At 59.8% G+C, this 4316-nt stretch carries 13 protein-coding genes; 10 read left to right on the forward strand and 3 right to left on the reverse strand.

What is annotated here, in order from left to right:
• Positions 1–184, forward strand: a 184-nt coding sequence (locus EPO09_RS00075; protein WP_290638957.1) for a hypothetical protein, incomplete at its 5' end; no start/stop codon positions are given.
• On the opposite strand, the gene EPO09_RS00080 is transcribed toward EPO09_RS00075, so the two are convergent.
• The 3 genes from EPO09_RS00080 to EPO09_RS00090 are packed head-to-tail and all read right to left on the reverse strand — an operon-like array spanning position 181 to position 933.
• The gene (locus tag EPO09_RS00080) at positions 181–492 is read right to left on the reverse strand and encodes a hypothetical protein (RefSeq protein WP_290638959.1); all 312 of its coding nucleotides are present in this window, start codon (positions 490–492) and stop codon (positions 181–183) included. The two genes, EPO09_RS00075 and EPO09_RS00080, sit on opposite strands and share 4 nt — an antisense overlap.
• Positions 476–673 carry a DUF2283 domain-containing protein gene (locus EPO09_RS00085; protein ID WP_290638961.1) on the reverse strand — a complete coding sequence of 66 codons (198 nt, stop codon included), beginning with the start codon at positions 671–673 and terminating at the stop codon, positions 476–478. The genes EPO09_RS00080 and EPO09_RS00085 overlap by 17 nt, the downstream gene beginning before the upstream one ends.
• Positions 674–678: 5 nt before the next feature.
• Positions 679–933 (reverse strand): DUF4258 domain-containing protein, encoded by a 255-nt coding sequence (locus tag EPO09_RS00090; RefSeq protein WP_290638963.1) that lies wholly within the window; start codon positions 931–933, stop codon positions 679–681.
• A 267-nt stretch (positions 934–1200) separates the two neighbouring features.
• Here EPO09_RS00090 and EPO09_RS00095 point away from each other — a divergent pair, with 267 nt between their 5' ends.
• The 9 genes from EPO09_RS00095 to EPO09_RS00135 form a co-directional block, all read left to right on the forward strand.
• Positions 1201–1791 carry a hypothetical protein gene (locus EPO09_RS00095; RefSeq protein WP_290638965.1) on the forward strand — a complete coding sequence of 197 codons (591 nt, stop codon included), beginning with the start codon at positions 1201–1203 and terminating at the stop codon, positions 1789–1791.
• 98 nt (positions 1792–1889) lie between these two features.
• A complete protein-coding gene (locus EPO09_RS00100; RefSeq protein WP_290638967.1) occupies positions 1890–2162 on the forward strand; it encodes a hypothetical protein in 273 nt (90 codons plus the stop codon).
• A gap of 8 nt (positions 2163–2170) precedes the next feature.
• The gene (locus EPO09_RS00105) at positions 2171–2317 is read left to right on the forward strand and encodes a hypothetical protein (RefSeq protein WP_290638969.1); all 147 of its coding nucleotides are present in this window, start codon (positions 2171–2173) and stop codon (positions 2315–2317) included.
• Positions 2304–2474: a hypothetical protein gene (locus EPO09_RS00110; RefSeq protein WP_290638971.1), complete on the forward strand. Its 171-nt coding sequence runs from the start codon at positions 2304–2306 to the stop codon at positions 2472–2474. The genes EPO09_RS00105 and EPO09_RS00110 overlap by 14 nt, the downstream gene beginning before the upstream one ends.
• A complete protein-coding gene (locus EPO09_RS00115) occupies positions 2468–2704 on the forward strand; it encodes a hypothetical protein (RefSeq protein ID WP_290638973.1) in 237 nt (78 codons plus the stop codon). The genes EPO09_RS00110 and EPO09_RS00115 overlap by 7 nt, the downstream gene beginning before the upstream one ends.
• Positions 2701–3105, forward strand: coding sequence for a hypothetical protein (locus EPO09_RS00120; RefSeq protein ID WP_290638975.1), 405 nt, complete (start codon positions 2701–2703; stop codon positions 3103–3105). The genes EPO09_RS00115 and EPO09_RS00120 overlap by 4 nt, the downstream gene beginning before the upstream one ends.
• On the forward strand, positions 3084–3452 hold the full coding sequence (locus EPO09_RS00125) for a hypothetical protein (RefSeq protein ID WP_290638977.1): 369 nt from the start codon (positions 3084–3086) through the stop codon (positions 3450–3452). The genes EPO09_RS00120 and EPO09_RS00125 overlap by 22 nt, the downstream gene beginning before the upstream one ends.
• Positions 3449–4090, forward strand: a complete 642-nt coding sequence (locus tag EPO09_RS00130) for a hypothetical protein (protein WP_290638979.1) — start codon at positions 3449–3451, stop codon at positions 4088–4090. The genes EPO09_RS00125 and EPO09_RS00130 overlap by 4 nt, the downstream gene beginning before the upstream one ends.
• On the forward strand, positions 4087–4316 hold a 230-nt coding region (locus EPO09_RS00135), incomplete at its 3' end, for a hypothetical protein (protein WP_290638980.1). The genes EPO09_RS00130 and EPO09_RS00135, both read left to right, overlap by 4 nt.

A 4316-nucleotide genomic window follows, 5' to 3' on the forward strand; every position in this document is an offset into this window, starting at 1 on the left:
GGCGCCCGCACGGGACGCCATTGCCTTGTTCTCGACCCCTGACGGGTCGTTCACACTGATGCGGTACCGCCCCATCGTCGGGGGCTTTGAAGCGTATGACGAGCGAGGCCGCGTGCTAGAACGCGACCGCCACGGCCTGGAAATCCAGGCCTCTTTTGTTGTGCTGGTGCGGGAGAACGCCTAAACCGGCACGGCATGCTGGCCCTGAAGCCGCATGTCAATGCGCACCTCACTGAAGGGGCAGGCCACCGCGCCCATGTCATCACGCTGCACCAGGCCCAGTTCGGTCAGGACTTCAACGTCCTCATGCACACGCTTGACATCGCGCCCCACACGCCTGGCCAGCTCACGCACGCCAACGGCGCCGGTGCCCTGCGATTGCAGCACCTGCAGGATGGCCCAGCGCTTTTCTGACAGTCGCCCGACGAAGGCAATAGCGTGCTGGCCTTGCAACTTGATGGTCAACGTTCGACCGTCAGGCTGCGCAGCCATGCTTGACCTCCAGCGGCAGTGCGCCGTTTGCCTTCGCATCGAGCACGACGATTTCCACCATGGAGCCGTCCTCTGCGTAACTGATGTGCGTGTTCCAGTTCTGCGATGACTCGCGCACGATGGGCTTGTCAGACAGCCGGATGACCAGCGTGTCGTCTTCGTCGAAGTAGGTGGTCTTCATGAGGCTCATCCTTCCAGTGTGAAATGGTGCATCACCGTCTTGACCACAACGCAGTCTTCCAGCACCAGCACGGCACAGACAAGGTTGTCGTCTCGATCTTCAAAGGCCTTGAACGCCCACAGGTGGGTGTCGTCTTTGTAGCGCAGCGTGCCGGCATCAATCACTGACAGCAAATCCGCCTCGCTGATGTGACGCTCCGCCATGCGTTGTTGCGCGTGGCGCGTGATCACGATCGGCTTGTTGAATCGGCTGCTTTGCATGTTGGCAATTATGCCAACACTGCGTGAAGTTCGTCAACGTGGAACCTAAAAGTTAAAAATATTTTTAAGCAAATCTACCTTTTAGTTGACTGCAAATAGACTTTTTGGTCTACTTCAAGCCAGCACAACAACCGCCAATTGCGGTCAGGGGTTGAAATGGACCAAATCAGCCAAGTGCAGACGCCTGCACAAACAAGCCACAGGCTCCCGATATCTATGCTGGGCCGAGGGACGCTCTATCGCGCCATCGTTTCTGTCCCAGACGCGATGGCATCTGTCGAAGGGGAAGAGAGAGTTGTCTTCTTCGAAGCGGATTTCACCTGCAAAGCGTCAAGCCAACTGGAGTTCATCCTGCAAGACCTGTGGCAGGTCGATACAGAAGGCTGGACAGAACAAGGTCATATCTATAACTACGACTTGGTAAGTGCACGGCTGCGTGAAGACCACTCCGACGGGGAGCTTCATGTGCTTGCCGTTGGTTGGGGTGGAGACAGCCCCTGCGCGATAGGCGTGGATCGCGTCCACTATGTCCAGCGGTCACGGGCCGACCTGTTTGTATCCCCACGCGTCGCACGGCGGATCCACGAACTGTTCGATGAAATCGAACGACTCCGCGCCGCTGAACCCGCGCGGAGAGCTGCTGCGACGTCTATTTCAGAGGCGTCTGCAGCAGATGTTGGTCTGTTGACTTGCAATCGCGCAGCCAATACAGCACCCACCCCTCAAGCGAACCCTTCGGCATCCACGATGCCCGAGGCCTCGGAAACGGCTGATCACGCTGGTCATCCCACGGACAAGCCTGCACGCTGCGCTGAAGCGCAAACGCAACCAGTTCAGGGCTCGCCTCATCTGCCATGAGCTTGTGCTGCCCGTTGTAGGCAGCCCCTCTACCCGTGGCCGGATCGAACAGCACCTCGTACGGCCGTTTCTGCACGTCTGCGTAGGACATATCTCTCATGGCAATCCTCATTCACCTGGTAGGCAAGCAGGGCACAGGTAAGTCCGCACTTGCTCGACTGATTTCAACCGGCCTAAACGCCGAAGGTTTCAACAGTCGCGTGTACGACTGGGAAGAAGCTCTCTACGTCACGAACAATGATATCCGCGCCCAATACCCGGGCGACAAGGACTTCGTCATTGTTGAGGCGCTGGAGATTGACCACCGACACAAGGACCTGCAAGGCGCCGACAAGGTGCTGCACGTCACCGTGCCGCCATCTACGGAATGAGGATGGCGATGCGCAAACACTACCAACTTCGATCCTTCACGCGCCGACTTGAAACAGTGGCGTGGCGCGTCGTGCTGCTGGGCATCGCCGTGGCGATCAACGCCGTCCTCTTCTGCTACGACCTGTGGGAGGAGTTCGGCCATGCTGCGAATTAAGGCGACCATCACCACCCATGATGGGCTGCGCGTGCGCCTCACGTTGGACAACTCCACGAAGAAGCGTGCGCTGTACCACGTCAACGAGGTGTACCCCAACCACCAGTCGGTTCAACTGACTGTTGTTCGCCAGGCGCGCAAGGAGGCCACATGCTGAGCCGCGCCTTGCAGCAGTGCAGACGCCTGTACACCTCAGTTCTGTGCCTGTACCTGCGCTTCCTGCAGGCTGAAGCACGCAAGGATGCCAATGCGCTGGAGTCGTCCATGGGCATGGCCCTGCAGGTCTCTCCCGCATATCGGCAATACCTGCTCAACCAGCTTGCTCTGACGCGCAGCCACATCTCGCGACTGGAGGCGCGCATCCGCGCACTGAAAGGGCAAGCATGAGCAGCCCTATCAAGCCTACAGATGGAACAAACGAGGTGCGCATCAGCGGCACGCTGTACGAGGATGCCCGGTTCTTCTGCACTGCCGGCGGACAGCCTCAGCCCGTGCTGCAGATGATCGTGCTCACATCCACTGGCCTGCCCTACTTCGTCAAGCAGGTGTTTGGCACCGATGGTGCCGATCACTACATCGCCGCTGCTAAGGCCAGGACGCTCAAGAAGGGGCGCCACGTGCAGGTCTACGCGGCAGGCCTGCGCGCCCAAAGCGACCACGGCATGGCGGGCCTGCTGGCCCTTGGCGTGTCGGCAATCTTCTCCACCGAACCTCCCCATCACCAACCCCGTGGCGATAGCGAAGCCACGCCCACAGGAGCTTTGTCATGCTCAGCGACACCACAGTGATCAGCGCGCCTGCAGGCCGCTATGAGGTCCAAGGCCAGCGCTTTGAGATCCTCTTCAATGACGGTTCAACCATCGGCCTGCATCCGGTCTTGCGCGATGGCTCTCAACAGATGTTCTTGCGCGCATTGCGCCATGGCTCCTGCAGCCTGATCGTGTTCGATCTGCGCGACGTGTGCAAGGAGCTGGACGCGGAGATCCGCAAGACGCATGAGCGCGATGTGCCTGGCCTGGTGTTCTACACCCTGCGTCAGAAGTTCTGCTCTGCTGCCGCCTGCAGCGCTTCCATGATGTCGCTCCCGATCGACATGCTGGTTGACCAAACCGTGCGGGAGGCGTTGGCTGCATGACCTGGTTCCTCACATCCAAGGGCACGACCATCGACCTGGCATACATCAATCCTGATGCCATCGATATCACCGACGTAGCCCACTCGCTGGCGCATATCAATCGATTCAACGGGCACGCCATCCGGGCCATCAGCCAGGCGGAACACAGTCTGGCTGTGCTGGAAGTCATCCGGCGCCACTTCAACATTCAGGACCCGGCCGTTCAGGCTGCAGCGCTGCTCAGCCATGGGCATGAGTATCTGACCGGGCACATCAGCCGGCCCATGAAAGAGTTGATCGGCTGCACTGAATGGGATGTCATCGAGGCGCGCATTCAGAAGCAGTTCCTGAGCCGATTCGGCCTGACAACGGCGTTTCACACCTTCAGCGGCCAGATCTGGGCCGCCAACCAATACGCACTCAGCGTCGAGCGCGAACAGCTCATGCCGGCTGACGGCGAGACCTGGCCATGCCAGATCAAGTACCCAGCCTCCGCCGTTGACTGGCTCCGTTTCAACGACTGCAGGATCTCTTGGCGCCCTCCCCTGTACTGGGCCAGGCAGTTCCTGGACGAATACCACCACCTCACGCGCCGAATGAACGAGCGCCTTTCCATGATCGCCCCCGCCATGGCCATCCAGGCCGGAGACCACCAATGACCGCACCATCCAAGCTTCAACCCAAGTTCACCCGTATCGGCGGCCTGCGCCGTGAGCCCTGGCGCGTGCTGCACGACTCCCCCACGCAGCCGCGCACGACCTATCCCCAAGCAGCGCTGGACAAGCTCACAGAAGGCATCCGCGTGAACGGCGACATCCTGCAGCCGCTGATGATCCGCAAGTTCCTGCCACCCGGCATTACTGAATGGAAGCCTGAATTCGGCTA

Origin of the sequence: Aquabacterium sp. (genome assembly GCF_004297345.1) — a bacterium.
GTDB lineage: Bacteria > Pseudomonadota > Gammaproteobacteria > Burkholderiales > Burkholderiaceae_C > Aquabacterium.